This is a genomic window from Pseudomonas sp. G.S.17 (assembly GCF_038096165.1).
In the GTDB taxonomy this organism is placed as follows: domain Bacteria; phylum Pseudomonadota; class Gammaproteobacteria; order Pseudomonadales; family Pseudomonadaceae; genus Aquipseudomonas.
On sequence record NZ_CP151076.1, the window covers coordinates 5,624,730 to 5,650,076 of the forward strand.

Below are 25,347 nucleotides of genomic sequence, written 5' to 3' on the forward strand. Positions count from 1 at the left end.
CATCCGCAACCCTTAAAAACCGACGTACTTATGTGCAGTTTTTGCACGAGGCGTTGACCCCGGTAATAAATGAAGGTAGCTCTGGATGCCAGCCGTCAAAGTTAAAGAGAACGAACCCTTCGACGTAGCTCTGCGTCGTTTCAAGCGCTCCTGCGAAAAAGCCGGTGTTCTGGCTGAAGTTCGTAGCCGCGAATTTTACGAGAAGCCGACTTCTGAGCGTAAGCGTAAAGCAGCAGCCGCTGTTAAGCGTCACGCCAAGAAAGTACAGCGCGAACAGCGCCGCGCCGTTCGCCTGTATTAATTTACAGACGTCCGTCGCAAGCTTCTGCAACGCCCGGCCTCAAAGCCGGGCTAGCGGCAGTTAAAGCACAGCATAACGCTATATTGACTGAGGCTGTTTGAGTCGCCCACGCGACCACATCCGGCATTAACACTCCGTCAAAGCACGTCCAGCCTGAACTCAGGCCACTTTGATTTCGTCGATACCGACGAGAGCAAATCAGGGTGCATGACGAGTATGCCTTGATGACCTTCGCAAGAAGTTCAGCCAAGGCAGCGTCCTTCTCGACCGCTGAGCGAAAACCGAGGCCGCAGGCCGAAGTCCAACTCGCAGCCTTCAGCTCGCAGCAGCAGCCGAACCAAAAAAATACCAAGCCCTGACTGCCTGATCTAGATAGATACCCACAGGTGGATTTGCTGGCAGCTACTCTTCCGGATAATGATGAGTCGGCACTGGTGCTCAATGGCGCATGTCTTTCAGGCATGATCTGCCAACCAGCCAACCGTCGCTGTATTCTGGATTCGCCACGATGTTCGCGGCGAAACGCTTGATGATGAGAATTCCATGGCCGGGCTTATTCCTCAGAGCTTCATTGACGACCTTCTGAACCGCACCGACATCGTCGATGTTGTCAGCTCACGTCTGCAATTGAAGAAAACCGGGAAGAACTACAGCGCCTGCTGCCCGTTCCACAAAGAAAAGACACCGTCGTTCAGCGTCAGCCCCGACAAGCAGTTCTATTACTGCTTCGGTTGCGGCGCGGGCGGCAATGCCCTCGGCTTCATCATGGATCACGACAACCTGGATTTCCCCCAGGCCGTCGAAGACCTTGCCAAAGCCGCCGGCATGGAAGTACCCCGCGAGCAGAGCGTCAAAGGCCAGAAACCCCGCCAGCCGACCGACTCGCCGCTGTACCCGCTTCTGACCGCCGCTGCGGAATTTTACCGACAGGCACTCAAGAGTCATCCGACCCGTAAATCGGCGGTGGATTACCTGAAAGGCCGTGGCCTGTCTGGCGAAATCGCCCGGGACTTCAGCCTCGGCTTTGCCCCGCCCGGCTGGGACAACCTGCACAAGCATCTGGGCAGCGACACGCTCCAGCAAAAAGCCATGATTGATGCCGGACTGCTGATTGAAAACGCGGAAACCGGCAAACGTTACGACCGGTTTCGTGATCGTGTGATGTTTCCGATTCGCGACAGTCGCGGACGAGTCATTGCCTTCGGTGGCCGGGTATTGGGCGACGACAAACCCAAGTACCTGAACTCACCGGAAACCCCGGTATTTCACAAAGGCCAGGAACTGTACGGCCTGTTCGAAGCGCGCAAGCACAACCGCAGCCTCGACGAAATCATCGTGGTCGAAGGTTATATGGACGTCATCGCGCTGGCTCAGCAGGGCTTGCGCAATGCCGTCGCCACGCTGGGCACTGCTACCAGCGAAGAACATTTGAAGCGCCTGTTCCGGGTCGTGCCGAACGTGCTGTTTTGTTTCGACGGCGACCAGGCTGGCCGCAACGCCGCATGGCGCGCCCTGGAAGCGACGCTTTCCAGCCTTCAGGATGGACGACGTGCTCGCTTCCTGTTTTTGCCCGAAGGCGAAGACCCGGACACGCTGGTGCGATCCGAAGGCACCGATGCGTTCAAGGCGCGCATCAACCAACACGCGCAACCGCTGGCCGATTACTTCTTCGAGCAGCTGACCAAGGAAGCCGATCCGCGCTCACTGGAAGGCAAGGCCCACATGGCCACGCTTGCCGCGCCACTGATCGACAAGGTGCCCGGCGCGAACCTCAAGACCCTGATGCGTCAGCGCCTCACGGAAATAACCGGGCTCAACAGCGAGGCCGTCAGTCAACTGGTGCAGAACGCTCCCGCTGAAGCGCCACCCAGCTACGACCCGAACATCGATTATGACGCAATGCCCGACTATGCTGATTATCAGCAACCTGGCGGGTATGAAGGACAGCAGGACTGGACGGCGAAGAAAACCGCCGGCCAGGGCCAGAAAAAGTGGGAAAAGAAGCCGTGGGACAAAAAAGGCAAGCGACCTGACTACGAACCACGTGTCCCGCGCACGCCGACCACCGTCGAACCACCAACACTGACAGCTTTACGGACGTTACTGCATCATCCAGAGCTGGCAGCAAAGGTCGAAGATGCCAGTCATTTCGCGGCAGAAGATCACATTTATGCACAATTGTTGGTGGCTTTGCTTGAAGCTTTGCAAAAAAACCCCAACTTAAGATCACTGCAATTGATTGCACGCTGGCATGGCACCGAACAAGGTCGCCTGTTGCGAGCACTGGCAGAGAAGGAATGGCTGATCGAGGCCGATAACCTTGAACAGCAGTTTTTCGACACTATAACTAGTTTATCCGCCCGCCAACGCGAGCGTAGCCTGGAACATCTGATCAAGAAGGCACGTCAGACCGAGTTGAGCGCTGAAGAGAAAATTCAGCTGCGTGACCTGCTAATTCGTAATGTTCCTGCACAAACCCCGACCTCAACTGGCGCGTGAGGTCATAGCTCGGGTATAATCCTCGGCTTGTTTTTTGCCCGCCAAGACCTTCAGTGGATAGGGTGTTATGTCCGGAAAAGCGCAACAGCAGTCTCGTATCAAAGAGTTGATTACCCTGGGTCGTGAGCAGAAGTATCTGACTTACGCAGAGGTCAACGACCACCTGCCTGAGGATATTTCAGATCCCGAGCAGGTGGAAGACATCATCCGCATGATTAATGACATGGGGATCCCGGTACACGAGAGTGCCCCGGATGCGGACGCCCTGATGCTGGCCGATGCCGACACCGACGAAGCAGCCGCAGAAGAAGCGGCAGCAGCGTTGGCAGCGGTTGAAACCGACATCGGTCGCACCACTGATCCTGTGCGTATGTACATGCGTGAAATGGGTACGGTCGAACTTCTGACCCGCGAAGGCGAAATCGAAATCGCCAAGCGTATCGAAGAAGGAATCCGTGAAGTGATGGGCGCAATTGCGCACTTCCCTGGCACGGTCGACCATATTCTCTCCGAGTACACACGTGTCACGACCGAAGGCGGTCGCCTCTCTGACGTCCTGAGCGGTTACATCGACCCGGATGACGGCATTGCGCCGCCAGCCGAAGTGCCGCCGCCTGTCGACCCTAAAACAGTCAAGGCTGCCGAAGGCGACGAGGAAGAGGAAGAGAAGGACGATTCCACTGACGACGAAGAAGAAGTCGAAAGCGGTCCGGACCCGGTCATTGCTCAACAGCGTTTCGGTGCTGTTTCCGATCAGATGGAAGTCGCCCGCAAGGCCCTGAAAAAGCACGGTCGTGGCAACAAGCTGGCAATGGCCGAGCTGGTTGCACTGGCTGAGCTGTTCATGCCGATCAAACTGGTTCCTAAACAGTTTGAAGGCCTGGTCGAGCGTGTCCGCAGTGCACTTGAGCGCCTGCGTGCTCAGGAACGCGCCATCATGCAGCTGTGTGTACGTGATGCACGTATGCCACGCGCTGACTTCCTTCGCCAGTTCCCCGGCAACGAAGTTGACGAAAGCTGGAGCGAGGCGCTGGCCAAAGGCAAAAGCAAATACGCTGAAGCCATTGGTCGCCTGCAACCTGACATTCAGCGTTGCCAGCAAAAGCTGACCGCTCTGGAAACAGAGACCGGCTTGAAGATTGCCGAAATCAAGGACATCAACCGTCGCATGTCGATCGGTGAGGCCAAGGCCCGCCGCGCGAAGAAAGAGATGGTTGAAGCGAACTTGCGTCTGGTTATCTCCATCGCCAAGAAGTACACCAACCGTGGCCTGCAATTCCTCGACTTGATCCAGGAAGGCAACATCGGCTTGATGAAAGCGGTAGACAAGTTCGAATACCGTCGTGGTTACAAGTTCTCGACTTATGCCACCTGGTGGATCCGTCAGGCGATCACTCGCTCGATTGCCGACCAGGCCCGTACCATTCGTATTCCGGTACACATGATCGAGACGATCAACAAACTCAACCGTATTTCCCGGCAGATGTTGCAGGAAATGGGTCGCGAACCGACCCCGGAAGAGTTGGGCGAACGCATGGAAATGCCTGAGGATAAAATCCGCAAGGTATTGAAGATCGCTAAAGAGCCGATCTCCATGGAAACCCCGATCGGTGACGACGAAGATTCGCACTTGGGTGACTTCATCGAAGACTCGACCATGCAGTCGCCAATCGATGTCGCTACCGTTGAAAGCTTGAAAGAAGCAACCCGCGAAGTGCTGTCGGGCCTTACTGCCCGGGAAGCCAAAGTCCTGCGTATGCGTTTCGGTATTGATATGAATACCGACCACACGCTGGAAGAGGTAGGCAAACAATTTGACGTGACCCGTGAGCGGATTCGTCAGATTGAAGCCAAAGCTCTGCGCAAGTTGCGTCACCCGACAAGAAGCGAGCATCTGCGTTCGTTCCTTGACGAATAAGCTGACAAGCTGACACCAAAACCCCCGGCATTGCTGGGGGTTTTGCATTCTGGCTAATAAGTTTTACATCCCGTGTCACGCTTTTCTCAGTACGGCTACACTCGTCTCATGCTATCTGCGACCCTTGAGGCTGCCATGTCACGACTGCCGGCCATTATCTTTACTTACTTGATTGGCCTGCCGTTAGTTGCCAACGCATTGACCCTTACAGATCCTGAACGTATCTGGTCCAGCGTTCGTCATGACCTCGACATAGCCATCAGCACGCTCTCGCCCGTCCCGGAGTTTCAAAGATCAACGCTGAAATCACTGGTTTTTCACGAAGACGAACTCCTGGCCAGCGCTACCGCTCCGCAAATCACAGTGGATCAGGCCGTCCGCACTGGTAGAAACCCTGAACGCCCTCGATTCTGGGAGAACTTTCTGCTCTACGGCTTGCCCGGCCTGCTGCTCTTGTCCACGGTGCTGGCGATTGTGGTTCGCACCAATCGCAAGCTCAGTTCGGAAATTTCCCGGCGGGTCGCCCTGGAACAGGAACTGCGCAGCAGCGAGTATCACTATCGCGGCCTGGTAGAAAGCCTCTCGGCCATTGCATGGGAAGCCAACGTCCGCGACTACACCTACAGCTACGTTTCGCCTCAGGCCGAACGACTGCTGGGCTACCCACTCGCCAGATGGATGGAACCCGGCTTCTGGCGCAGCATTGTCCACCCGGACGACCTCCCCCACACCGAACATCTTTGCGACAGGGAAACCCGTAACGGCAACGATCATAGCGTCGACTATCGAGTCTTTAGCGCCGACGGCCGGATGCTCTGGATCCGCGATATCGTCAGCCTGATCCGGCATGGACGCGAACCCTTGATGCGCGGGCTGATGATCGATATCAGCGAGACCAAGCAGACCGAAGAAGCCCTGCGCCTGTCCGAAGAGAAGTTTGCTTCGGTGTTCGCCCAATGCCCCGACATATTGGTGATAGCCCGCCTCAGCGACGGCTGCTTCCTGGAAGCCAACAAAGCGTTCGTCGAGCAAATCGGACTCAGCGCCGAACAAGTCATCGGCAAAACGCCTACCGAGCTCGATATCTGGGGTGTTCCCGGTATAGGTCCCGGACTGCTTGAGCGGCTGCGAAACGGCAGTATCCGCAACCTTGAAATGCCCTTTCGCCGCAAGAACGGCCAGACCTTCTCCGGGCTGTTGTCCGCCGAACCTTTCGATCTGGATTCCACTCAGGCCGTGGTGGTCGTGGTTCGCGACATCACGCAGCTCAAGCAGGCCCAACAACTGCTGCAATTGTCGGAAGAGAAGTTCGCCAAGTCGTTCCACTCCTCGCCAGACGGCATGCTGATTACCCGCCAGAGCGACGGCTTGCTGGTTGAAGTCAACGAAGGCTTCACCCGGATCACCGGCTATGACGGCGCCGCTGCAGTCGACCGCTCGACCATCACCTTGGGAATCTGGGTGGATCTGCAAGAGCGCGAACAACTGCTGAAGTTCTTGAATCGGGATGGCTATGTTCGAGATTTTCGCAGCCACATCCGACGCAAGGACGGCCAGATCCGAGTATGCGAGATCTCCTCCCGCCCGCTGTTGATTGCCGGCGAAGACTGCATGCTGACCATCGCCAGGGACATCACTGAACGCCAGCAGATGCAGGAAAAGTTACGACTGGCCGCCACTGTTTTCGAGAGCACCGCCGAAGGCGTGTTGATCACTGACACCCGCCAACGCATCAACGCCGTCAATCGGGCCTTCAGCGAAATCACCGGTTACAGCGAACACGAAGCCATCGGCCAGACTCCCCGCCTGCTCGCGTCCGGACTGCACGACAGCGCCTTCTACGCGGCCATGTGGTATCAGCTCACCGCCGAAGGTCATTGGCAGGGAGAAATCAGCAATCGCCGTAAGAACGGAGAGATTTACCCAAGCTGGCTGACGATCAGCGCTGTACGAAACAGGGATCAGTTCATCACCCATTTCGTCGCGGTATTCGCGGATATTTCCAGCCTCAAGCACGCCCAGGCTCGACTCGATTATCAAGCGCACCACGATCCCCTGACCGGACTGCCCAATCGCACCCTTTTTGAGAGCCGCCTGCAGGCAGCGCTGATTCACAGCCTGGAATCCAACAGTCTCGGCGCAGTGCTGTTCCTTGATCTGGACCGCTTCAAACATATCAACGACAGCCTCGGCCATCCGGTGGGCGACTTGCTGCTTCAGGGCATCGCCCAGCGCCTCAAGGAACATCTGCGAGATATCGACACGGTGGCGCGCCTTGGCGGCGATGAATTCATCATCCTGCTACCGGGGCTGCAAAACTCAAGTGACGCCGAGATCATCGCGACCAAATTGCTGGTTTGCTTCACCGCGCCCTTCCAGGCCGGCGAACACGAGTTTTTCATCAGCGCCAGCATCGGCAGCTGTCTGTTCCCGACTGATGGTGAAGACGTCGCCACCGTCGTCAAGAACGCCGACGCCGCCATGTACCGCTCCAAAGCCAAGGGCCGCAATCGAGTAGAAAGCTACACCCGCGACCTGACTTCCCAGGCCAGCGAGCGCATCGCGCTGGAATATGAACTGCGCAGAGCCATCGAGCGCAATGAACTGAGCCTGAGCTACCAACCCAAGGTCAGCCTGATCACCCACAAACTGGTGGGCGCCGAAGCCCTCTTGCGCTGGACCCACCCGACCTTTGGCGAAGTGCATCCCGAGCACTTCATCACGTTGGCGGAAGAGAACGGCATGATCCTGCAGATCGGCGACTGGGTGCTCGAACAGGCTTGCCAGCAAATGTGCGAGTGGAACAAAACCTACAAGCCTTTTGGCCCGCTGTCGGTGAACCTCGCCGGCGCACAGCTGCGACAACCCAACCTGCTGGCGCGCATCGAACAACTGCTATCGAAAAACCAGTTGAAACCCGGCTACCTGCAACTGGAAATTACCGAAAACTTCATCATGAGCCAGGCCGAAGAAGCCCTTATCGTCCTGCACAAACTGAAAAAGCTCGGCGTACAACTCGCCATCGACGACTTCGGCACCGGCTACTCCTCACTGAGCTACCTCAAACGCCTGCCGTTGGACATCCTGAAAATCGATCATGTTTAGGACTGAGATAAATCTACAGGGGAAACTAAGATAATTGCGGGATAAAGCGAGAGATAGTGGTTGCGAGTGGGATGGGTGCTGCAATAACGTTGCGCGGGGTGCAATTCTGGGGAGCCCGACCAGATGCTGCTGGCCGGGGTGCAAATCCTACTGGTCTAGGGCAGCTCTTCCTCCTCTGGCGGCGCGAATAGATCGTGCTGGTCTCTGGCAATAATTGCCAGGCGCATCCGCTTCACTACTGCGTAAACATGCTGGACCGACACACCGTGCTTTGTTGCCACTTCGTGGTGGTTGCGACCAGTCCAGTCATCGAAGATCTTCTGATGCAGCTTAGATGCCTGGATGCAAACGCCTTTGGGGACGTAGACCACCTGGCCGCCCCAGAGGTGAGCGAAGAGCATCGTAATCTCAATGCTCGTTGCTTCTGCCAACTCCGCGTTAACCCCCAGCGTCTGCTGGATTACCTTCGCAATCGGCGCGACTGACTCACTCAAAAGGTCACTAGCTCGGATCGTGCTCATTGCTGGACTCTCCCCATCCACTGTTTCAAGGTTTCAATTACATGGCTCGCCTGCGGGACTGTCAGCCATTGCAGTGCCTGCACCTTGGCCATGGTCATCACATACTTCGCCAATGCGGCTTCAGACGGATCTCGAACAACACCCATCTCGTGTAGCTCCAGCCAAAGCGACCGGATCTTTTGTGCTTGCGGGTCAGCTGCCAAGGTGCGCGCTGGTTTTTTGTTTGGACGAACCTTGAAGCCTTTCAATTTGAGCTGTTCCAAAACCAACCTAAGGTTTGGAACGCTCAGATCGGCCGTGGATGTCGCGCCGCCCAATCCCTTCATGCTTTTGAGCATGAGGCCGTATGTGTCGCGATCCATGCCCAGCTCACGTCGCGCCACGTGGATAAGCTTGATCAGCTTCAAGCGTTCGTCCGTCTTCATGCTTCTGCTCCCAGTAATGCTGCGATGCGGCCCTCACCGTCCTCTTTACTCAGGATCCCCAGCAACACGTCACTGTTGATCCTGCCAATTTGCTCCTGGTGCAGCTGCTGCGCGGTCATGCGTGATCTGACCTTCTTGGGGTCCGACTGATGCACCTTGGCGGCAAGCGCAGGATCATTGGCAATGCCGAACACCACGGCCCGCAAGTAATGGTGATTGTCCAGCGGCAAGCTAAGCCGCTCCCGCTGGGCAAGCATTTGATCAATCCCAGCCGTCCACATAGCCGGACTGGCCGGTTTCGCCTCGGCGGTCCTGGCATCGCGAGTAACCGTCCCAGCGTTGATGGCGGTCATCAGCTCCTCAACCAGCTTGATGGCCCGAGTGGTGCGCAGCCCACGCTTAGCCGGGCTGAACAAACGCAAGTAGCCAAGGATCGCTCGACCCAGGCGCGGCTCGATATCGGCAAACTGAGCAGCCAGACGCTTACCCTCGTCATCGAGAAACCCGGCTTCCAGTGGGAACTGTTCGCCGCAGCAAGGGCATTGAACGCGCATCTCAGACTCCTGCAGTCAGGCGGGCACGAGGCCGGTGATTCACCGCCTGGTGCAACTGGGCAGACTGACCGGCTTGATAGCCAGCATCTGCGGCAACCTCATCGCGTGACTTGAGTTTTCGACGCTTGACTTCGAAGCTCTCCAGCTCTGGGTGGTTTTTCTTCACAAACGCCTCGATTGCCTCCGCGATATTGTCTTCAACACCGGCAAACTCATCGATTTTTATCAGCACCGCATCGATCCAGGCGTTCGCAAATGCATCGCCGCGAGCCACTTTCGTGGATCGCTTGCAGCGCTTCTGAGTATCCAGGTACTCGCGTCGCGCCTTTTGCAGCTGGCGGGCCAGCACTTGATATGCGTAACCGGTCAACTCGGGTGCAGCTGAGCAGCCGATCAGGAGAAAACGTGCGGCTCTGAACCTGCCGGTGGTAACGATCACCTTGGTGCCGAAGGCCAGCGTGGCGACCTGCACCAGTCGAACCCGCCATGCAGGCGGCGGACCTTCAGATCCCGCGAGTATTGAAACCTCGCACGCCATGCTGGCTAGAACATCACCTTGCTCCAGGTTGTATCTCTCCATCAGCAGGCGTGCTTGGCGCAGCGCAGTCTCAGCCTCATGGGGGTTGCTGGTTTTGGACTTGGCCATCGCCAAGCACTTTTTGATCTTGTCGAGAATGCGGTTCTCTTCCATGTCACACCCCCGCAATATCAAGGCTGATGGCACGGTACTGGTCCGAGTCGCCGATCCGCTCGTACACGCGGATATAGGACTTCGAGCCGACCACCTGGCACGCTTCGCCGATCGCCTGCATTGCCCGCTGCCAGCGTTCGTCCTTGATATCCAAGCGGCGCAGCGCAAGCACGCGGGCGGTGCGGATTTCGCCCTGGGAGTCGGTGCGGAATGCGTCGTTGGCGAGTGTGGCCACCTCTGGACGCGCTCCCTGCGTCCAGTCACGCAGGCATTCGTCGATCAAGGCGCGTGCCGCCTGCAGCCTTTCGTCGAAAGCAATCGACTCCTGCACCGAACGCTGGATCTTGAAGCGACCATCGAAGCTATAAAGGGTGACATTGCCCTTCTTTCCACCAAGTGTAATGCCGTACTGTTCAGCGCTAAGCTCGATAAAGGCCTCGATATCTCCGAACGCGGCGGCTTTGAGGTTGGCCAGCTCGCCACTGAGTTTGTTGGCTGAGCCCACCAGCTGGCGAACCAGCCGGTCACGCTCGATATCAATCGGCTTGATCAGGCTTTCTGGAACCATACGGCCTTGGGCGTCTTGCCAGAAGCCAGCCGGTACTGATGTTTGCTGGGAGTTAATCACGGGGTTTAACCTCATACTGATTGCAAATAGCGGTCTTGCCGGTGGCAAAATCGCCCAAGGTGCAGCGGTAAATAACTGACTCAAACGCAGAGTCGGGGTTATTGAATTTCTGCTCGCCGTTTTTGCAGTTGCCGCACTGGGGTCGCTGGGTCGCGGTGAGCCAGCCTTGAGTGAAGCGCTTCTGCTCTGCCATGGTTCCGCACTGATTGGCCTTCATGGGCGGATCCCCGGAGGGCTTGCTAGGTTGGATATCTCGTCCGATAAGGCGTCCTCTGTTGACCAGTTCGGCTCACATCCCCGACCGATCAGTACGCCGTTGTAGAGCCCGGCCAGAACGCGACCATCGCTTTTGGCGCGGTCACGCTGATCTGCGGTAATCCCCTGGATCACGACCATGGCCACAAACGCGGCGAATAAGATCCAATTGGTCTTAGTCATGACTTTTCACCAGTGATGGCTGGGGCAAGCCCCGAATGGTGTTGTTGAGCACATCGACGATGTTGTTGATGCCCAGTGCGTAGCTCTCTGGCTTGTTCGCTGCTGCGGCATCGAGACGCTTGACGGCGTCCGAGAGCCCCTTAGGGCTGTAAAGTTGCTGCCCAAAAGACTCGACGAGGTCGAGCGCGAACTGACGCCCCTGCAGCAGGAGGTATTGGTCGGTGACTTGCCGAGTGCTTATGCCCATTTCATGCGCTCCATCAGCTCAACCGCAGCCTGTTCGGGGTTTTCGATGTCGCCATAGGACAGGCTGCGAATGAAGTCTTCGAGCTCGCCCATGGCGGTCAGTGCGTGCCCATCAGCCCAGGCAACCACCCGGCCACCATGGATCGGGGTTTGCAGTTCGACGGACTTCGGGTTTTTCACCACGAACGTTTGATAATCGGCACTCACCGGTCTTGCTCCTTCACCAGGGAAAACCAAGTGACGTAGATCCCGCGAATCTTCACCGAGTGACGCGTCTCGCCATCCTGCGTCTTGCTGCTCTGGCTGCGAATTTCGTGCGCAAAGCGACGTGCAATGACGTCGATATCGTCAATCGATACCACGATGCGGTTGTCGAGAAAGCGAAGCCCCTGGATCGCGACACCAGCGTTGCGGATGTCGCGGGTCAGGTCATTAAATGTCGAAAGCAGGGGCTGAAACTCGGGAGCCAAGAGGCTCAATCGTGGCTTGGGTCGGGCTGGCACCAAGGAAAGATGTGTCATGTCAGACCCCCTTCACGATGTCGGCGTTAACGACGGGCACACCCAGCTCGGCCGCAAGGTTCATCGCGGCAATCACCAAGTTGCCGATGGCCAGCGGGTGCAGAAGCGAGATCGACTCATCGCGGCCCCCACGTCGCCCGGTCTGTGACAGTCGAGCAGCAACGGCTTGGATGCCGCTTTCGTCGATGATTTCGCGCAGGTCTTTACCTGCGCGTTCAAAACGGAACCGCAGGAACTCGTCGAGACGACCGCCCTCGATCGCGGGCAATGTCACGCGCTCGCAGCGCTGCACGACTTCACGCACGTCAGCGTTGCGCTCGCTCAGTTTTACGCCCAGCTCCGGCTGGCCGATCATGATGATGCTGACCAGTTTGGTAAAACCGATCTCCAGCTCCAGGATGCGCTTGAGATGCTTGAGCGTCGGGATCGGAAGGCTGTGCGCCTCCTCGATGACTAGGCAGTGGCGATAACCAGCGGCGTGGGACTCTTTCAGGACGCGGTGCAACTGGGCGAAGCGCGCCTCCGGGCTGCTTTTCGCTCTTTCCAGTGGCGCTACTGCTGCCATCATTGACTCAGCGATGTGAGTGCTCTTCAGTGATTTACCCTTGGTGTCATTGTCTTCGGACGCGAGCACATAAGGTTCAATGATGATTATCGGGTCGTTGTTTTCCTGAATGCGGTTGATCAGGTCGCGGCGCAATGTGCTTTTCCCCGCACCTGATTCGCCTTCGATGGCCAAGAAGCCGCCATGCCGAGCGACCTGGTACATGGCCTCGCGGACATAGCGAATATCAGGGCTGACCCACATGTCTTTGGCGCTCTGAAGCTCGTCAAAGGGGTCGCGGAACATCCCAAATACCTTGCGGGTCGATGCCTTGAGTGTTTGTTTTGGTAGTAGCATGGGTTCGTCCTCCCCGGACGGCTCTTCATTTAGGGCCGGACCTGCCGTGTTGACGTACGGCGGGTCCACTTTTTCAAATGCGTTGGCGATGTCAGAATCGTTGGCCCCTGACTCGACCAGGAACGCTCGAATGCGCCCTTGCAAGTCCGCACTGTCCAAGCTGCGAGGCCATTGACCGTGGTTGATCAGCTGGGCGATGGTGGCTGCGCTGAGTTTCAGCGACTCAGCCAGAGCCGACTGAGGTCGGCCAAGCCCTTTCAGTACTTGCTTTAGCTTCAACATCACTCGCCTCCAGCAGCAGAGCGCACCAGGCTGAGCGGCTGACGCATCACCTCTGCTGGTCGGTTCAGCTCAGCCTCAATGGCGTCGAGCTGTTCAGGCGGCACGCCTTCAGGGAATCGTTTCTGCAGCCAGGAGAAGGTTTCGCCTGACCACGTAGAACCCAATCGGGCGCGAAGAAGCTTGGCTGCCTCCACATGCGTGAGTGGCGCATGGTCAACGGTGGGCACGTTCACGCTCAACGAAGTGCCACGGCGCGGCATGTAGGCAGGAAGAACGGTGTCGGTGACATGCTTGTGCGGATCGATCATGCCGCCAAACGGTAGGGTCTTGGCCTTGCGTGCAGCCTTCGCGTCCTCCTCGTTGGTTGTGCCGGTGGCGAGTTGTTCAAGCACCTTGCGCGATAGCTGAGCAGGAGTCTGAGCGTGGCTTTTGAAGCTTTCGCCAATCAAAGCGGAAGCCTCGGAAAACCCAAACTGGTCCACGTCGAGACGCTCGATGACGTGATAGCGCTCACGGCCGTCCTCGCCGATCCGCAGTACCAAGGCGGCGTCCTTGTCCCGCCAGCAGTTACGCGTCACCAACACTTTTTCGCCGACCATCACGCCTGGCACGTTGCTGACATCGAACTGAGCGCCACGGAACGAGATGCGCAGCATGGTGGTGACCGTGCGCTCCTCAGGGGTGCTGACCGCCAGTTCGCGGCAGACAGCTACGCTCGGTGCCAGGCGCAACTGGTCAGCCTTGATCAGTTGCCAGACGCCGTATCGAGTACGCTGAGTGCGGGTGTGGATAGCAGTGGCGTTGTAATAACGCATCCACTCACCTGCCCACTCGTTGACCTGCTCCAGGCTGGTGGCCGCCTGGAATTTCAAAGCGCTTTCGAATTCCCGCTCCACCAGGTTGTGAGCCTGCTCAACCTGACCCTTGGCGCGGGCGTTGCCTACCTGATTGATGATCAGCTCGATGGACATGGCGCGGCATAGGTTGCGAAAAATGCCGCTTGTCATCGCTGCGCCTGGGTCGGTCATCAGCATCCAGGGCACACCGTGGAACGGGTCCGACTCATGCCGTTTTTGCATAGCATTGATCAAGACGTTGCACAGGTTTTCCGAAGATTCGGCGCCCAGCACATACTCCAGGTAAAGCGTGCCGCTGGTGTGGTCGGTGATGACATAGCGCCAAAGACGCTGGCGCTCGATCTTCTTCAGGTTGGCGGGCTTGCCGTCATAAAACTCGGCAGGGTTCATTGCCCGTGCGCCATCATCTGCCAAGTAATACTGGGTAGAAATGGATGCATCGACCTGCCAGACGTGGTTGGGATGCTTGCTGGCGAGTGATACCGAGGGTGCGTCGTGCAGCAGCTGTTCCGGATGCAACTTATAAGTGCGCAATGCGCGAGTGATCGCGCCGGTTGAAAGCTCTGTGAATACGCCTGTTTTTTCGTCCAGACGCCCGGCGATGATCATGTTGTTGCTGCGCAGGCGCTCAACTGCGCGCTCGACAGTCGACAATTGTTTGTTGTTGGCCCGGATCGACTCCAGAAGAACCGCCGAGATCAGTTGCGCTTCGTTCAGAGGCAGCGCGCTGCAGCCTGAATCGCTTCGGCGCTTGCGTGGCTTGGTCATGGAGGTGTCCTTCAACTTGCGCTGTAAGGTCTGGATCGATACGCCCAGCTCGACTGCGCCTGCCTTGTAGATCGCAGTGCGCTGGCCATGCGGGGCATTGGCTGCCTGTTGGGCAATTCGAGCCAAGAGCTGGATTTGTACCGGCGTCATGGATTAAGCCTCGGCCGTGTTTAGCCAGACGGGTGTACTAACTAGGGCGTCGGTCAGATAGAACTCGCTGCGGACGGCGGCGAGGGTCAGCTCAAGGTTCTGAAGCAAGCCAGCCTGGAATGTGCGCTGGTCTTCACCGGTTTCTTCGGCATGCTTCGAAAGCTCTGTGAGGGCTTCACGTAGCTCGCCAAGGATGCTGGATTCGACGGCAAAGGCTTGTCTGCCCGCTTCCTGCCGAATCATCTCGGTGACTTCGTTCGGGGCCAGCTTCTGAATGTGGCCCCGGACTTTCTCCAGCTCGATCTTGGTTTTATCCAGTTCCATGGTTTTCGCCGCCATAACTTCGCCCTGGGCGTCGTAGTCCGCGTTCACTTCGTCGAGGCGCAGGGTCAGCGCTTCTTTTTCCTTGGCGTGCTTGGCGATGATCTCCTCGGCCAGATCAATGAACGCCTCCTTGTCGCCGGTTTTCGCGACCTCGATCAGTGCTGCCTGGTGATCTTCCGGCAGGCGGCGATACTGGCGCATTTCGCGGTAGCCGATGCCCATGCGGGACATGGATTCAAGTGCTTCTTCGCCAAGCGATCTAAGGTTGGCAATGTCTTCATCAATCTGGGCGACAGATCGCCCGAGAAGTCCGCAAAACTCGTCCCAGGTGCCAGACAGAAATCCCTGACCGTCAGGAGTTTTTTTGCCCTTCAGCGCCTTGTAGAGCTTGTTTTCTTTGACATATGCAAGCTTGGAAGTCCTGACGGTCAGGGAAAACTTGGCAAACGAATCAGCCATTTGTGCCTGGCCGAGCAACTGATTCAGCAGGTCGCGCTCATCGCTGTGAGAGTCAATCATTGCAGCCATCAGGTTCTGATTCGCTGTCAGCGTCTCACCGTCCAGTGCGGGAAGTTCGATTTCAGGTGTGACTTCCAGTTTTGTACGCGCCATGGTGTTCCCCTTAATTCGTCGAGCCAGCCGCAATGCGCTGGTTAATTTCCTGCATCCGGCCTTGCAGTCGCGCCATGTGCTCGGCGTGAGCCTGGGCGATCTGTAGCATTCCAACCGAGTGTGCAAACCGTCCGTTGTCGAGCTTCATCGCGAGCCCTTCTTCAATAAGGGTTTGCATGGCGCGGGTAATATTGCTCGGGCTGTCGCCAGTCAGCTTTGCAAGCTCCGTGTTGCTGAGCCCTGTGACGGTGTGGCCTTTTAAGGCCTTCAGAACCCGTAGAACACGCGCTGACGCTGAGATCGTTGCGCTCATGGTTGCTCTCCAAAGTCGAGCTGTGGGTTGCTGCTCTGGCTTACGTTGCCTCGGTGCCAAGCCAGCGATTCCATTGCTGACTGAATGGCTGAGAGGGTCTCGTCGGCTTCGCTGTTTTTTGCGTAGAACGCCATCAGCTTTCCGGCAGCGGTGTTCAGCAACTCCTGCAATGCCTGCATGTCTTCGGCTGCGCATTTGCGCCCCGACGGTATTTCGATGGTGAGACGGCCAGCGCTTGCAGCGATCCAGCGGGTGATGTAATCGCAGCCGCAAGCCTGTTCGTAGGGACGAATCATGCAGGCTGGCATGCGAGCCGTTTGGAGCCACTTGTAGACGGTCCAGTGGTCAGTAACGCCCATCTCGTCGGAGATGCGTTGCATGCCCTTGTTATGCACTTCCCGTGCGTACTCCTTGCAGAGCTCCATGGCATTACGCAAAGAGGTTGGACGAATCAGTTTCCAGCGACGCTTGCTCATTGGAATGCCTCCAAAACAAGCCTTTCCAAACAAAGTCCGTGTTTGCGCCTATGCAAAGTGCTTGCACTGGATGCAATGTTTAGGGGTAAATTGACAAACGGAGTCATGACAATGACCACGCAGGAATTTGATGAATTGGCTGGCCGCATTGAGGGCATTGCCCGCAGCGTGATGATTCTGGCCGGAACGCTTCAACGTAACGGCTTGCTTGATGAGCAAAAGCTACAGGCAGATCTTCGGATTGCTGGTGAGCGGCTTCGTCTTGAGGTGCCGAATCGAGCAACGGTTGTGCAGACGCTTGAGGAAGTGGCTGATCAATTGCTTGCTGACTTTCGGTACGTGAAGACGGGAAAACGTAACCGTGACCAGTGACGGACCGGTGCATGTCGAAACCGAACTCGTAGGGTAAGGTGCCGTTCATGCTGCAATTGCCGCGAGTTGTTCGACAGAAAGCTTCATGCCCAGCTTCAAGGCGACTTCGTGACATTTGCCGCGATTGCCTTTGTATTGGCCGCCGATGACGCAGTACACCTGGTGCCGGGTATAGCCGTTTGCCTCGGCCCAGCTTGAAATTGATACGCCCGCAGCATTGAAAAGCTCTCGAACGCGGTCTGCGGTATAGGGTTTGTTTTTTGGTGGCGGATAAGGGACGTTCATGGGTGGGTTCCTATGGGCGCTGTGATTGCTAATCAGTTAGTCGTTGGTGCGGCGCTGATTGGTGTTTAGTCATATTGGGTAGTTTTCTACCCATAGTCAAGGTGGTTTATGGGTTGTTTTATACCCATCGGGGTGCGTCTGCGTGAGCAGCGCGAAGGTTTGGGAATGAATCAAACGGATTTTGCGAGCGCTGCGGGGGTTAGCAGAAAGACGCTTTTCGGCTACGAGACAGGCGAAAGATCTCCTGACGCTGCTGCGTTGGCCGCTTGGGGAAAGCTGGGGCTGGATATTCTTTACGTGGTTACTGGAGAGCCGATCGCATCACCATTAGCTGCTGGTGTGGCGGCGGTTTCAGGGCGGCAGCCGCATATCGACGTGGCAAGGCTTGAGCGGATCTGCGGCATGCTAGAAGAGGTTGCGCTGAAAGCACGGAAGCGCTGGCCCGCACAGAAGCTCGCGACCATATCCGCCGAGGTATACAACGCACTTATCGAGGATCGGGACTTTGATGAGTCACGTGTAGATCGTATTCTTAAATTGGTAGTGAACCGCTGATGTAAAACGGGAGTGTTATGCGGAGTGGGGACGATGAGTTGGTGCAAAAACTCTCAGAGCGAGTAGCGGAAGAAATTGAAAGCCTGCCCCGTGATGGCAAGGATCATGAGATCAGAATAAAAATCAAGGGCAGCCATAACAACGTCAACCTTGGTAGTCAGACCTTTGAAGTAAAGCCGGGCAAAGAACTTCCGCCAGAGGGAAGTAATCGTGAGCGTGTATGCCCGCAGTGTGAAAAACCAACGTGGCGTTTTACGCAGTTATGCATGCACTGTGATTACGACCATCACCGCCACGATCAGATTGAAGCAGAAGAGCAAGATGCGCTTAGGAAAAAGCGAAATGAGCTGCGACTGCTCGTCGTTTGTGTGGCAAGCATAGCAATAGCTTTTGGAGGTTTTTCTTTAAAAATATACTTCCCTGCGGAGTATCAAGGGTGGGTTGCGGGGTTCTCAGCATTGGCAGGCTTCATCGCTTTTATGATATTGCAAGCCGTCCGATGACAAACCGGCCTAGTAGTACAAACCATCATTCATACATCAACCTCACTGCCCCGAACTCATGGGCTAAAAAGGAATTGACATGCGTATTGCAGCAGTGATTTTGGCGTTACTGGGCTGTTTGTTCTTGCTACTGGCATATGTCGGCCTTCTGAGGCCGCAGATATTCAGGAACAAAAAAACTGGTGTAGTTCCTGGACGATGGAAGCTTTTGGGGGGCGGGCATCTCGTCGCGCTCATCGTCTTTGCCGTAGCGATCATCATCATGCCAGCGCGGTCTGAGGTAACGCTCGAAGATCAAGCGCAGCCTGATTTGGTTGACCGCACGATCATCACCGCCGCACAGCAAGAAAAAGTGTCTCAGGCTCCTGTTTCAAAGCCTGAGTCCGCTCATGCAGAGCAGCTCACGAAGGCAAGCCCAGAGTCTCTGGCGCAGGCCAATAAGCAAATGAATGCACTCAACAAAGCGATGAAAGATGGGGTTTCTATACTTCAAAGCGGAGAGCTGGCCGCCATCAGCGCTCACAGCAAATATATTTCGGCACTAGTTAAGGTCGGAGAAAGCAAGTTTGGTAGCTCTATTTTCGAGCCGCTTGGAAGGTGTTTTGCCGCTGGTATTGATTCGCGCAGCTGGTGGAGCAACCAATTGTCTTCGGTTCAAAATGGTGGCGTCGAGAGAATACCGGGGTCAATAAAAAGTGCGTTTGATAGCTATCAGGTGAACCGTGCTGACTGCTTACTAGCGGCTGATCCCGTGGCATCTGCTAAGGCTGAAGCTGCGAGCGATGCAGAGCTTAGGGAAAAGCTAGGGGGCGGCCGAGAATGCTTAACTGTGTTTGACGTGAATCCAGAAACGAAAGAAGTGTTTGCGCTACCGAAACCGTCGCACTGTAAAGCCTGATCTGTTCTCTATTCCATAGAGCAACTGCTCCTGGCAATCTCTTTAAACACGATTAAAAGCTCTCCTGCACCGCGCCGCCGATCATGGCGGCGTGTGTATTTCTGGCATCCGCAATCACGACGGGTGCCCGGCAGGAGACGTGTATGCGACCCCAGAACCCCCGTGGTATCCGCAACTTCAACCCCGGAAATATCCGTCACGCCCAAGGCGTGCGCTGGCAGGGTCAGGCCGAGGTCCAGACTGATTCTGCGTTCGTGCAATTCAATGGCCCGCGCTGGGGTATCAGGGCACTGGCCCGCGTTCTGATCACGTACCAGGACAAGCGCCGCGCCAACGATGGTAGTCGGATTGACAGTGTTCGCGAAATCATCGAGCGCTGGGCCCCACCCAACGAAAACGATACCGAGTCCTACGTGGCGACAGTGTCGCGTGTGCTGGGAGTTGCTCCAGATGATGGCGTTGTCGACGTATACAAATTCGAAACGATGCGCGACCTGGTCACGGCCATCATCCGTCATGAGAACGGTCCTGGCTCGTTGCCGGGTGGCCTGTGGTATGGCGACTCAATCATCGCCGATGGCCTGCAGTTGGCTGGCGTGGTTCGAGGGGCGCAACACGGCCAGACGGCAGGTGCTCAGGCATGAAGCTGATTCCTGAGTGGCAACGTTGCTATCGCCTTTACAGCGTCCAGCTCGGGCTGCTGATTGCCGCATTCGGCTTCGTCCAGATAACGCTGCTGCCGATGTGGCAAGCCCAGCTTTCGCCGAACGCCTATGCGGCAGCCAACAGCATCCTGGCCTCGCTGCTGTTCGTCGTGCGCTTGATCAAGCAAGGCCCTGATCAGGAGGCGGCATAATGCATATCCTCGTGATCGGATCCTCGTTCGGCGCACTGCTGCGCTCTTGCATCACTCATGTATTCAGGGCGCATCGCTGGGTCATTCCCCATCTTTCAATAGCACCGCCCAACCTGTTGAGCGGGACCGGGATTGCTGCACCAGGGCGATGGGGCCACCACTCACCGCTCCCGCAATACCCCCTCGGAAAGACCTCCATAGCCGCTGCAAAGCGCCGCGCCAGGAAGACTCGCTACTGGCAGGGGGTAGGCCATGGCGATGCTTGAAGGCTTGCTGAAATGGTTGTTCGGTAAATGGCAGGTGCTGGCCGTCATCTTGTATGTAGCCGCCTTGTTAGCGCATGGACATGCGCAGTGGAACGGTGGTTACAACCAGGCCAAGGCCGAAGGCGACCAGGCCTTGGCTGAACTGAAACTGAAGCACGCAGAGCAGGCGCTGCAGGTCACGGCCGAAAGCCAGCAGCAGCTCCTGCAGCAGGTCATTCGCGCCAACCAAGCTGAGGATTTGTTGCTCTCCACGTTTGATCGCCATGCCGAAGAAGTGCAACTGCTCAAGGAGCGCATCCCCAATGTCACGACCATCTACCGCCCGACGCCTGGCGCTGCTGCTCAGCCTATCCCTCATTGCGTTTTCACTGCTGGCTGGCTGCGCGACTACAACGCCGCCCTTGGTGTGCCCGCCGCCAGTTCGACTACCGCTACCAGTGCTTCTGCAAAAGCGGCCAGCGCCGCCCCCAGCACTGACGCCGAACTATTGGAAAGTGGCGTTACCCCTGCAGACATTCTTGCTCATGCCCAGGACTACGGGCGCTGGGCCCGAGACAACCTGGCTCAACTCAACTCGCTGCTCGACCTGCAAAAGGACTGACCCTGCATGGATTTTGTAGAACCTGTCACGGATGACACCGACGAAGCTGAGGCGATACAGCACGTCCGGCGCAATGCGCTGCAGCACCGATCGGGCAGCTCCGGGTATCGTTGCGAGGAATGCGGCGATGCGATCCCGGAGGATCGGCGTCAGGCAGAGCCTGGCACCGAGCATTGCGCTGAATGCGTTTGCACCCTGCAACTGTTGAGTGAGGCATGTGATGAACTTTGACGAAGCCAGCTTCAGCCTCAAGACCGTTCAGTGGGTCGTTATGGCCGTGCTGGGGGTTTACACCTGGTTCACCAACCGCCAGGCCGCCAGTGCTCAGGAAATGATGGTCTTGCGCACCCGCATCATCGCTCTTGAGGAGCACGTTCGGCACTTGCCAGACCATTCGGCAGTGACCGATCTACTCGGCGACATGAAAGCCATGCGATCCGAACTGACGGGGGTCAAGGATGCTCTGGCCCCTTTGTCCCGATCGCTGGACCGGATTAACGATTACCTGCTGCGAGATAAAAAATGACAGCCTATTCCGAGTTTCTTCGCCATGACATCCGTCTGGTAGTACTGCGCCTGCTGGTCGAAATGACGGCCTATCGGGCTAACAGCTCCGTCTTGACCATGGCCCTGGACGACTACGGTCACACGCTCAGTCGTGACCAGGTCAAGACCGAGCTGCACTGGTTGGCCGAACAGGGAGCACTGACGCTTTCCGATGTGGGTCCGGTGGTCGTGGCAACCCTGACTGAGCGCGGCCAGGACATTGCTGCAGGGCGTGCCCGCGTTCCAGGCATCAAACGGCCGGGGGCCTGACCCATGGCTGGCAAGTCCTCAATCGATCGCCTGCAGCCAATGGTCAAGAGCTACATCCAGAAGCTGCTGCGCGAAGACCGCCTCACCCTGGATGACATGCTCGATGATATTCGGGCCCGCTTTCCCAATGAAAAAGCCCCGAGCCGGAGCGCCCTGGGACGTTTCAGGCAGGGGTTCGAGGAGCTGACGCAGAAGGCGCGCCAGCAGCGCGAAATGGCGGAGGCGTTCGTGGGCGCCTTTGGTGAGGACGCTTCGGACAAGACCGGCGTGCTGCTGGTCGAGGCGATCTCGACGCTGACCTATCAGGCGGCCATGGGCGCGCATGAGAAGGATGACGTGACCATCGCCGAAGTGACGGCCCTGGCGCGTGCCGCCAAGGCCACCATGGAAGCGCGGACTATGAGCGTCAAGGAGCGCCAGACCATCGAGAAAGCAACTCGTGAGCGGATCCTCCAGGAGCAAGCCGCCGAGCTGGACAACACGGTCAAGGCCAAGGGCATGACCGAAGAGCAGGCACTGTTCTGGCGTCAGAAGTTTCTGGGGGTTCGATGAGCGCCTCAGTAATCAAGCCGTCCTCCAGCACTTTGCGCGTCATCGAATGGGACGAGCTGCCAGAAAGCGTTCGGCTCATTCCCGAAGGGTACGACCCGCTGGGTGACGGTGTTCTGATGGCTCACCAAGCCGAGTGGCTGGGTATCCGGGCGCAGATCAAGCTGTGCGAGAAAGGCCGCCGCACCGGCATCACCTTCGCCGAAGCCCTCGACACGGTCATCACCGCCGCGTCGCAGAAAAGCGCCGGGGGCATGGATGGCTTTTACATCGGCGACACCAAGGAAAAGGGGCTTGAGTTCATTGGCTATTGCGCCAAGTTCAGCCGGGTGATGGCCGAGGCTCAGGCGTCCGGGGTCAGTGCGATCGAGGAGTTTCTCTTCGAAGATCAGGACATCAGCGGCAGCACGCGGCAGATCAACGCCTACCGGATTCGCTTCGCCTCTGGCTTCAAGATCGTCGCTTTGTCCAGTAACCCAGCCAGCCTGCGTGGCTTACAAGGCAAGGTGATCATCGACGAAGCGGCCTTTCACCGGGACGTTTCCGCCGTGCTCGATGCCGCAACCGCCTTGCTGATCTGGGGCGGCTGCATCGTCATCATCAGCACCCACAACGGCAAATCAAACCCCTTCAACCAGATGGCCAGCGACATCCGCGACAACCGCTATGGCGACACCGCCAAGGTCTATCGAGCAACGTTCGACGATGCGGTCGCCAATGGGTTGTATGAGCGCGTGTGCTTCATGACGGGTGAAGCGCCAACGCCGGAAGGCAAAGAGGCCTGGTACAAGAAGATCCGCAATGCCTATGGGCCGCGCAAGGCGCAAATGCGTGAGGAGCTTGACGCGATCCCGCGTGATGGCAATGGCGTCTGTATCCCTGGTGTCTGGATCGAGGAAGCCATGCGTCCTGACCGCACCGTGCTGCGGCTGGCGCTCGATGACGACTTCACGCTGCAGCCTGTTTATCGTCGCGAAGCCTACGTTGACGACTGGATTGAGCGCTATCTGGCTCCTTTGATCACAACGCTGAATGGCTCGCTGCGCCATTTTCTGGGCATGGACTATGCCCGCCACCGTGACTTTTCGATCATCTGCCCAATGTCGGTAGATCACGCACGCCACCGCGACGTGCCTTTCGTAGTCGAGATGCACAAGGTGCCGACCCGCCAGCAGCAGCAGATCCTGTTCTACATTTTGCGGCGTCTTCCCCAGTTCGTGGGTGCCGCACTGGATGCCACCGGCAGTGGCGAAACCCTCGCCGAAGATACCGCTGATGAATTTGGCCGTAACCGAATTCACCAGGTGAAGATCAGTCGGGCCTGGTACGGCGCATGGATGCCGAAATTCGTGCAGCTGTTCGAAGACGCCACGATAACGATGCCCAAGGACGACTCACTGCACCAGGACATACGCTCCATCGAAACCGTGGACGGCATTCCTATGATCGTCAAAGCCCGCTCGCAAGACCTTAAAGACCCTGACTTGTACCGCCACGGCGACTTTGCAGGTGCTGGTTCGCTCGCCAACTTCGCCACGCTTGAAGTGACCTCCGGGCCGGTGAGCGTCAAATCTCGCAGCCCCCGTCAGGGCCGGAAAATTACCCAGGGGTACGCATGAAAAACCAAGGTGTGTGGGTCAGCCCCACCGAGTTTGTACGCTTCTCCGAAGCGAAGCGGTCGTCCAGTCTCACCAATCACATCGCCACACGCGGTCGCATCGATGCGGGCAGCATGGGCGGCGTCAACCTGCCGAACCCTGACCCGATCCTCAAGGCCCAGGGCAAAGACATCACCGTGTATCGCGACCTGCGTAGCGCCGCCCTGGTCGGCGGTAACGTCCGTCGACGTAAGTCTGCTGTGCTGGCCTTGGAGCGCGACCTGAAACGTGCCAATGCGCCGACCAAGGTCGACCGTTTCATCCGTGACTGGCTCACCGACCTGGATCTGGACCGGATCATTCGCGAGCTGCTCGATGCGCCGCTGTTCGGGTACCAGCCTGTCGAGTTGATGTGGCAGCCAGTCGGTTTGTTCACCGTGCCAGAGGATGTGCTGGGCAAACCGGCCGAGTGGTTTTTCTACGACCAGGACAACGCGCTACGCTTTCGTTCCAAAGAGGCAGGCCAGGACGGCGAACTGTGCGACCCGATGCGCTTCGTCGTGGCCCGCCAGGACGCGACCTACGCGAACCCTTACGGCTTCCCCGACCTGTCCATGTGCTTCTGGCCTGCCGTGTTCATGAAGGGCGGCTTAAAGTTCTGGGTGCAGTTCACCGAGAAATACGGCAGCCCTTGGGTAATCGGTAAGCACCCACGCGGCGCGACCAATGAAGAAACCGATCTGCTGCTCGATAGTCTGGAAGCCATGGTCCAGGACGCGGTTGCCGCGATCCCGGACGACTCCAGCGTGTCTATCGTTGAGGCAGCAGGCAAGGCCGACAGCGCCGACGTGTACCGCGAGTTGCTGGAGTACTGCCGCAGTGAAATCAACGTGGCCATGCTCGGGCAAAACCAGACCACCGAGAAGGAAAGCAACCGGGCCAGCGCGACAGCTGGTGCCGAAGTCACCAACGACATTCGCGACGGCGACGCAGGCATCGTGGCCGCTGCGATCAACGGCGTTATTCGACGGATCGTGGATCTCAACTTCGGCGAATCCGTGGCCGCTCCCCTGTACGACTTGTGGGAGCAGGACGAGATCGATAAAACGCTGGCTGAGCGTGATAAGAACCTCACCGACGCAGGCGTCAAGTTCACCCAGGCTTACTGGATGCGTACCTACAACCTGCAGGAAGGAGACCTCGCTGCCCCAGAGGTGGCCACCGCACCCACGGCAGAGTTTGCCGAGGCCACGCTCAAGCCGGTTCTCGACCAGGTCGCGCTTGATCAGGTCATTGATGCGTTGCCCGCGCAGCTGCTGCAGGAGCAAGCCGAAAAAGCGATCGCGCCGTTGATCGAAGCCTTGCAGCAAGGCCGAACTGAAACCGAGGCATTGGGATTGCTGGCTGAAGCCTATCCGCAGATGGACGATCAGGCGCTGCAGCAGACACTCACCAAGTTGATGTTCATGGCAGACATGTGGGGCCGATTGACAGCAGCTGCCGATCGGGAGGACTGAC

At 57.5% G+C, this 25,347-nt stretch carries 32 protein-coding genes and 1 pseudogene; 17 read left to right on the forward strand and 16 right to left on the reverse strand.

Features of this window, described 5'->3' with window-relative positions; genetic code table 11:
- Positions 1-85: 85 nt before the first annotated feature.
- From rpsU to AABC73_RS26210, 4 genes and pseudogenes are all read left to right on the forward strand, one after another.
- The gene (gene rpsU, locus AABC73_RS26195; RefSeq protein ID WP_002551877.1) at positions 86-301 is read left to right on the forward strand and encodes a 30S ribosomal protein S21; all 216 of its coding nucleotides are present in this window, start codon (positions 86-88) and stop codon (positions 299-301) included.
- 543 nt (positions 302-844) lie between these two features.
- Positions 845-2,800, forward strand: coding sequence for a DNA primase (gene dnaG, locus AABC73_RS26200; RefSeq protein WP_341521528.1), 1,956 nt, complete (start codon positions 845-847; stop codon positions 2,798-2,800).
- A gap of 67 nt (positions 2,801-2,867) precedes the next feature.
- The gene (gene rpoD, locus AABC73_RS26205; RefSeq protein WP_065831479.1) at positions 2,868-4,718 is read left to right on the forward strand and encodes an RNA polymerase sigma factor RpoD; all 1,851 of its coding nucleotides are present in this window, start codon (positions 2,868-2,870) and stop codon (positions 4,716-4,718) included.
- Positions 4,719-5,126: 408 nt separating this feature from the next.
- Positions 5,127-7,814, forward strand: a pseudogene (locus AABC73_RS26210) (PAS domain S-box protein); the annotation flags it as partial.
- A 164-nt stretch (positions 7,815-7,978) separates the two neighbouring features.
- On the opposite strand, the gene AABC73_RS26215 reads toward AABC73_RS26210, so the two are convergent.
- Genes AABC73_RS26215 through AABC73_RS26285 form a run of 15 tightly spaced genes read right to left on the reverse strand, consistent with a single transcriptional unit; the run spans position 7,979 to position 16,530 of the window.
- Positions 7,979-8,344, reverse strand: a complete 366-nt coding sequence (locus AABC73_RS26215) for a Mor transcription activator family protein (protein ID WP_083359056.1) — start codon at positions 8,342-8,344, stop codon at positions 7,979-7,981.
- Positions 8,341-8,769 carry a regulatory protein GemA gene (locus AABC73_RS26220; RefSeq protein ID WP_083359057.1) on the reverse strand — a complete coding sequence of 143 codons (429 nt, stop codon included), beginning with the start codon at positions 8,767-8,769 and terminating at the stop codon, positions 8,341-8,343. Before AABC73_RS26220 ends, AABC73_RS26215 begins: the two co-directional genes overlap by 4 nt.
- Positions 8,766-9,323: a hypothetical protein gene (locus AABC73_RS26225; protein ID WP_083359058.1), complete on the reverse strand. Its 558-nt coding sequence runs from the start codon at positions 9,321-9,323 to the stop codon at positions 8,766-8,768. Before AABC73_RS26225 ends, AABC73_RS26220 begins: the two co-directional genes overlap by 4 nt.
- A 1-nt stretch (position 9,324) precedes the next feature.
- Positions 9,325-10,014, reverse strand: coding sequence for a DUF2786 domain-containing protein (locus AABC73_RS26230; RefSeq protein WP_083359059.1), 690 nt, complete (start codon positions 10,012-10,014; stop codon positions 9,325-9,327).
- Position 10,015: 1 nt separating this feature from the next.
- Positions 10,016-10,639, reverse strand: a complete 624-nt coding sequence (locus AABC73_RS26235) for a DUF3164 family protein (RefSeq protein WP_269457887.1) — start codon at positions 10,637-10,639, stop codon at positions 10,016-10,018.
- Positions 10,635-10,859, reverse strand: coding sequence for a hypothetical protein (locus AABC73_RS26240; protein ID WP_083359061.1), 225 nt, complete (start codon positions 10,857-10,859; stop codon positions 10,635-10,637). The genes AABC73_RS26235 and AABC73_RS26240 overlap by 5 nt, the downstream gene beginning before the upstream one ends.
- Positions 10,856-11,080 (reverse strand): hypothetical protein, encoded by a 225-nt coding sequence (locus tag AABC73_RS26245; RefSeq protein ID WP_083359062.1) that lies wholly within the window; start codon positions 11,078-11,080, stop codon positions 10,856-10,858. The genes AABC73_RS26240 and AABC73_RS26245 overlap by 4 nt, the downstream gene beginning before the upstream one ends.
- Positions 11,073-11,327 (reverse strand): hypothetical protein, encoded by a 255-nt coding sequence (locus tag AABC73_RS26250; RefSeq protein WP_083359063.1) that lies wholly within the window; start codon positions 11,325-11,327, stop codon positions 11,073-11,075. Before AABC73_RS26250 ends, AABC73_RS26245 begins: the two co-directional genes overlap by 8 nt.
- Positions 11,318-11,533 carry a hypothetical protein gene (locus AABC73_RS26255; RefSeq protein ID WP_341521529.1) on the reverse strand — a complete coding sequence of 72 codons (216 nt, stop codon included), beginning with the start codon at positions 11,531-11,533 and terminating at the stop codon, positions 11,318-11,320. The genes AABC73_RS26250 and AABC73_RS26255 overlap by 10 nt, the downstream gene beginning before the upstream one ends.
- Positions 11,530-11,847, reverse strand: coding sequence for a hypothetical protein (locus AABC73_RS26260; RefSeq protein WP_130908921.1), 318 nt, complete (start codon positions 11,845-11,847; stop codon positions 11,530-11,532). Before AABC73_RS26260 ends, AABC73_RS26255 begins: the two co-directional genes overlap by 4 nt.
- 1 nt (position 11,848) lies before the next feature.
- Positions 11,849-13,030, reverse strand: a complete 1,182-nt coding sequence (locus AABC73_RS26265) for an AAA family ATPase (protein ID WP_083359066.1) — start codon at positions 13,028-13,030, stop codon at positions 11,849-11,851.
- Positions 13,030-14,805, reverse strand: coding sequence for a DDE-type integrase/transposase/recombinase (locus tag AABC73_RS26270; protein ID WP_083359067.1), 1,776 nt, complete (start codon positions 14,803-14,805; stop codon positions 13,030-13,032). The genes AABC73_RS26265 and AABC73_RS26270 overlap by 1 nt, the downstream gene beginning before the upstream one ends.
- A 3-nt stretch (positions 14,806-14,808) precedes the next feature.
- Positions 14,809-15,741 carry a hypothetical protein gene (locus tag AABC73_RS26275; RefSeq protein ID WP_341521530.1) on the reverse strand — a complete coding sequence of 311 codons (933 nt, stop codon included), beginning with the start codon at positions 15,739-15,741 and terminating at the stop codon, positions 14,809-14,811.
- A gap of 10 nt (positions 15,742-15,751) precedes the next feature.
- Complete coding sequence (locus AABC73_RS26280) at positions 15,752-16,054, reverse strand: helix-turn-helix domain-containing protein (protein ID WP_083359069.1); 303 nt, start codon at positions 16,052-16,054, stop codon at positions 15,752-15,754.
- On the reverse strand, positions 16,051-16,530 hold the full coding sequence (locus tag AABC73_RS26285) for a hypothetical protein (RefSeq protein WP_083359070.1): 480 nt from the start codon (positions 16,528-16,530) through the stop codon (positions 16,051-16,053). The genes AABC73_RS26280 and AABC73_RS26285 overlap by 4 nt, the downstream gene beginning before the upstream one ends.
- A 111-nt stretch (positions 16,531-16,641) precedes the next feature.
- Between AABC73_RS26285 and AABC73_RS26290 the strand changes: the two genes are divergently transcribed.
- Complete coding sequence (locus AABC73_RS26290) at positions 16,642-16,902, forward strand: hypothetical protein (protein ID WP_083359071.1); 261 nt, start codon at positions 16,642-16,644, stop codon at positions 16,900-16,902.
- Positions 16,903-16,947: 45 nt separating this feature from the next.
- Here the strand turns inward: AABC73_RS26290 and AABC73_RS26295 are convergent, their stop codons facing one another.
- Positions 16,948-17,187, reverse strand: a complete 240-nt coding sequence (locus tag AABC73_RS26295; RefSeq protein WP_083359072.1) for a DNA-binding protein — start codon at positions 17,185-17,187, stop codon at positions 16,948-16,950.
- Between the two features lie 108 nt (positions 17,188-17,295).
- On the opposite strand from AABC73_RS26295, the gene AABC73_RS26300 reads away from it, so the two are divergent.
- The 12 genes from AABC73_RS26300 to AABC73_RS26355 all read left to right on the forward strand — a co-directional run bounded on the left by AABC73_RS26300 (position 17,296) and on the right by AABC73_RS26355 (position 25,346).
- On the forward strand, positions 17,296-17,742 hold the full coding sequence (locus AABC73_RS26300) for a helix-turn-helix transcriptional regulator (RefSeq protein WP_269457872.1): 447 nt from the start codon (positions 17,296-17,298) through the stop codon (positions 17,740-17,742).
- Positions 17,743-17,783: 41 nt separating this feature from the next.
- A complete protein-coding gene (locus tag AABC73_RS26305) occupies positions 17,784-18,245 on the forward strand; it encodes a hypothetical protein (RefSeq protein WP_130908922.1) in 462 nt (153 codons plus the stop codon).
- A gap of 79 nt (positions 18,246-18,324) precedes the next feature.
- Positions 18,325-19,143: a hypothetical protein gene (locus AABC73_RS26310; RefSeq protein ID WP_083359074.1), complete on the forward strand. Its 819-nt coding sequence runs from the start codon at positions 18,325-18,327 to the stop codon at positions 19,141-19,143.
- A 143-nt stretch (positions 19,144-19,286) separates the two neighbouring features.
- On the forward strand, positions 19,287-19,787 hold the full coding sequence (locus tag AABC73_RS26315) for a structural protein (RefSeq protein ID WP_341521531.1): 501 nt from the start codon (positions 19,287-19,289) through the stop codon (positions 19,785-19,787).
- Positions 19,784-19,999 (forward strand): hypothetical protein, encoded by a 216-nt coding sequence (locus tag AABC73_RS26320; protein WP_341521532.1) that lies wholly within the window; start codon positions 19,784-19,786, stop codon positions 19,997-19,999. The genes AABC73_RS26315 and AABC73_RS26320 overlap by 4 nt, the downstream gene beginning before the upstream one ends.
- A 252-nt stretch (positions 20,000-20,251) precedes the next feature.
- Entirely contained in the window at positions 20,252-20,866 is a 615-nt protein-coding gene (locus AABC73_RS26325) for a lysis protein (RefSeq protein ID WP_341521533.1), read from the forward strand.
- A gap of 6 nt (positions 20,867-20,872) precedes the next feature.
- On the forward strand, positions 20,873-21,097 hold the full coding sequence (locus AABC73_RS26330) for a TraR/DksA C4-type zinc finger protein (protein WP_083359078.1): 225 nt from the start codon (positions 20,873-20,875) through the stop codon (positions 21,095-21,097).
- Positions 21,087-21,392, forward strand: coding sequence for a DUF2730 domain-containing protein (locus AABC73_RS26335; RefSeq protein WP_083359079.1), 306 nt, complete (start codon positions 21,087-21,089; stop codon positions 21,390-21,392). Before AABC73_RS26330 ends, AABC73_RS26335 begins: the two co-directional genes overlap by 11 nt.
- The gene (locus AABC73_RS26340) at positions 21,389-21,682 is read left to right on the forward strand and encodes a hypothetical protein (protein ID WP_083359080.1); all 294 of its coding nucleotides are present in this window, start codon (positions 21,389-21,391) and stop codon (positions 21,680-21,682) included. Before AABC73_RS26335 ends, AABC73_RS26340 begins: the two co-directional genes overlap by 4 nt.
- Positions 21,683-21,685: 3 nt before the next feature.
- Positions 21,686-22,234 (forward strand): phage protein Gp27 family protein, encoded by a 549-nt coding sequence (locus AABC73_RS26345; RefSeq protein ID WP_083359081.1) that lies wholly within the window; start codon positions 21,686-21,688, stop codon positions 22,232-22,234.
- Positions 22,231-23,850, forward strand: a complete 1,620-nt coding sequence (locus AABC73_RS26350; protein WP_341521534.1) for a hypothetical protein — start codon at positions 22,231-22,233, stop codon at positions 23,848-23,850. Before AABC73_RS26345 ends, AABC73_RS26350 begins: the two co-directional genes overlap by 4 nt.
- On the forward strand, positions 23,847-25,346 hold the full coding sequence (locus tag AABC73_RS26355; RefSeq protein WP_341521535.1) for a DUF935 family protein: 1,500 nt from the start codon (positions 23,847-23,849) through the stop codon (positions 25,344-25,346). Before AABC73_RS26350 ends, AABC73_RS26355 begins: the two co-directional genes overlap by 4 nt.
- The last annotated feature ends 1 nt before the right edge of the window (position 25,347 follow it).

Coding starts and splice junctions, on each gene's coding strand:
- rpsU (WP_002551877.1), top strand. CDS start 86: ATGCCAGCCGTCAAAGTTAAAGAGAACGAACCCTTCGACGTAGCTCTG.
- dnaG (WP_341521528.1), top strand. CDS start 845: ATGGCCGGGCTTATTCCTCAGAGCTTCATTGACGACCTTCTGAACCGC.
- rpoD (WP_065831479.1), top strand. CDS start 2,868: ATGTCCGGAAAAGCGCAACAGCAGTCTCGTATCAAAGAGTTGATTACC.
- AABC73_RS26215 (WP_083359056.1), bottom strand. CDS start 8,344: ATGAGCACGATCCGAGCTAGTGACCTTTTGAGTGAGTCAGTCGCGCCG.
- AABC73_RS26220 (WP_083359057.1), bottom strand. CDS start 8,769: ATGAAGACGGACGAACGCTTGAAGCTGATCAAGCTTATCCACGTGGCG.
- AABC73_RS26225 (WP_083359058.1), bottom strand. CDS start 9,323: ATGCGCGTTCAATGCCCTTGCTGCGGCGAACAGTTCCCACTGGAAGCC.
- AABC73_RS26230 (WP_083359059.1), bottom strand. CDS start 10,014: ATGGAAGAGAACCGCATTCTCGACAAGATCAAAAAGTGCTTGGCGATG.
- AABC73_RS26240 (WP_083359061.1), bottom strand. CDS start 10,859: ATGAAGGCCAATCAGTGCGGAACCATGGCAGAGCAGAAGCGCTTCACT.
- AABC73_RS26245 (WP_083359062.1), bottom strand. CDS start 11,080: ATGACTAAGACCAATTGGATCTTATTCGCCGCGTTTGTGGCCATGGTC.
- AABC73_RS26250 (WP_083359063.1), bottom strand. CDS start 11,327: ATGGGCATAAGCACTCGGCAAGTCACCGACCAATACCTCCTGCTGCAG.
- AABC73_RS26260 (WP_130908921.1), bottom strand. CDS start 11,847: ATGACACATCTTTCCTTGGTGCCAGCCCGACCCAAGCCACGATTGAGC.
- AABC73_RS26265 (WP_083359066.1), bottom strand. CDS start 13,030: ATGTTGAAGCTAAAGCAAGTACTGAAAGGGCTTGGCCGACCTCAGTCG.
- AABC73_RS26270 (WP_083359067.1), bottom strand. CDS start 14,805: ATGACGCCGGTACAAATCCAGCTCTTGGCTCGAATTGCCCAACAGGCA.
- AABC73_RS26275 (WP_341521530.1), bottom strand. CDS start 15,741: ATGGCGCGTACAAAACTGGAAGTCACACCTGAAATCGAACTTCCCGCA.
- AABC73_RS26280 (WP_083359069.1), bottom strand. CDS start 16,054: ATGAGCGCAACGATCTCAGCGTCAGCGCGTGTTCTACGGGTTCTGAAG.
- AABC73_RS26285 (WP_083359070.1), bottom strand. CDS start 16,530: ATGAGCAAGCGTCGCTGGAAACTGATTCGTCCAACCTCTTTGCGTAAT.
- AABC73_RS26290 (WP_083359071.1), top strand. CDS start 16,642: ATGACCACGCAGGAATTTGATGAATTGGCTGGCCGCATTGAGGGCATT.
- AABC73_RS26295 (WP_083359072.1), bottom strand. CDS start 17,187: ATGAACGTCCCTTATCCGCCACCAAAAAACAAACCCTATACCGCAGAC.
- AABC73_RS26300 (WP_269457872.1), top strand. CDS start 17,296: ATGGGTTGTTTTATACCCATCGGGGTGCGTCTGCGTGAGCAGCGCGAA.
- AABC73_RS26310 (WP_083359074.1), top strand. CDS start 18,325: ATGCGTATTGCAGCAGTGATTTTGGCGTTACTGGGCTGTTTGTTCTTG.
- AABC73_RS26315 (WP_341521531.1), top strand. CDS start 19,287: ATGCGACCCCAGAACCCCCGTGGTATCCGCAACTTCAACCCCGGAAAT.
- AABC73_RS26320 (WP_341521532.1), top strand. CDS start 19,784: ATGAAGCTGATTCCTGAGTGGCAACGTTGCTATCGCCTTTACAGCGTC.
- AABC73_RS26325 (WP_341521533.1), top strand. CDS start 20,252: ATGGCGATGCTTGAAGGCTTGCTGAAATGGTTGTTCGGTAAATGGCAG.
- AABC73_RS26330 (WP_083359078.1), top strand. CDS start 20,873: ATGGATTTTGTAGAACCTGTCACGGATGACACCGACGAAGCTGAGGCG.
- AABC73_RS26335 (WP_083359079.1), top strand. CDS start 21,087: ATGAACTTTGACGAAGCCAGCTTCAGCCTCAAGACCGTTCAGTGGGTC.
- AABC73_RS26340 (WP_083359080.1), top strand. CDS start 21,389: ATGACAGCCTATTCCGAGTTTCTTCGCCATGACATCCGTCTGGTAGTA.
- AABC73_RS26345 (WP_083359081.1), top strand. CDS start 21,686: ATGGCTGGCAAGTCCTCAATCGATCGCCTGCAGCCAATGGTCAAGAGC.
- AABC73_RS26350 (WP_341521534.1), top strand. CDS start 22,231: ATGAGCGCCTCAGTAATCAAGCCGTCCTCCAGCACTTTGCGCGTCATC.
- AABC73_RS26355 (WP_341521535.1), top strand. CDS start 23,847: ATGAAAAACCAAGGTGTGTGGGTCAGCCCCACCGAGTTTGTACGCTTC.